Source organism: Taishania pollutisoli, assembly GCF_014518315.1.
GTDB lineage: Bacteria > Bacteroidota > Bacteroidia > Flavobacteriales_D > Crocinitomicaceae > Taishania > Taishania pollutisoli.
Genome location: NZ_JACVEL010000047.1, coordinates 1 through 836 on the forward strand (window position 1 = coordinate 1; position 836 = coordinate 836).

The following is an 836-nucleotide window of genomic DNA, read 5'->3' on the forward strand; positions in this document are numbered from 1 at the left end:
TGCATCGCGGCGAACCAGAACGCATCCGCTGGAATCCGTGTACTTAGGTTATTAACGGCAATGCGTGCCATCAGTTGCGCGTCTTTAAATGCTTCGGTGTCCAGTAGTGGTTTGCAATGGTAAAAAACTTTATCACTTTGTAAGTTCATCTTCTCTACTCCGTTCTCGTTGTCGATGAACTAAATATAATAGGGTTAATGTTACTAGTCAACTATTATTTCAGGATACAGATAAAAAAAATCCCGGTAGGGTCAGTTACCGGGATAAAGGAGCTAGAGGGATGAATAAGCAGGAGCAGGTTTAGTATCTTAGGAATACTCCTATGTGTCAACCTACTTCGCAGCGCGCCCTACAGCTTCGGCCTGTTGCCACAACATACCGTCGAACAGTGCAACACGACCAGCAGCGCGGCGTCGCAAACCGAGGAGTGATTTGCCGTTCTGGTAATGGAACTGGCTGAGTTTGTTTCTCAGTGTAGATGCATCGCCTTTTCGCAGCGCCTGACCTGTACCGGTAGAAGCGGCAATCACACCTGCACCAGCGTTATACACAAGGTCACACACGGCGTCGAACTGTGACTGATTTAGAGACGGATGCGCAACGGTGTCTACCGCAGCTACGGCCTTAGCCATATCCTTATGCAGAAGCAGGAGGCCCTGGCCTTCGGTAATCTTCTGGCCTTCTTTCACATCAGCACCGTAGTGCCCATAACCTATAGTAAGGTACTTCTCGTTCTTCGTTGCCTTGTACGCGGTTCCTCGGAACCCCTCGAACGCGGCGGTGAAGTGTAATCCGTTGTCACTGATGTTTCGGTTTGACATACATCCTCCGGTATT

General features: G+C 49.2%; 1 protein-coding gene. It reads right to left on the reverse strand.

Translation table 11 applies throughout. The features are described from left to right. Nucleotides 1-332: 332 nt before the first annotated feature. Nucleotides 333-836: lysozyme (locus tag H9Y05_RS16240; RefSeq protein ID WP_216714914.1), on the reverse strand; the 504-nt coding region annotated here is incomplete at its 5' end.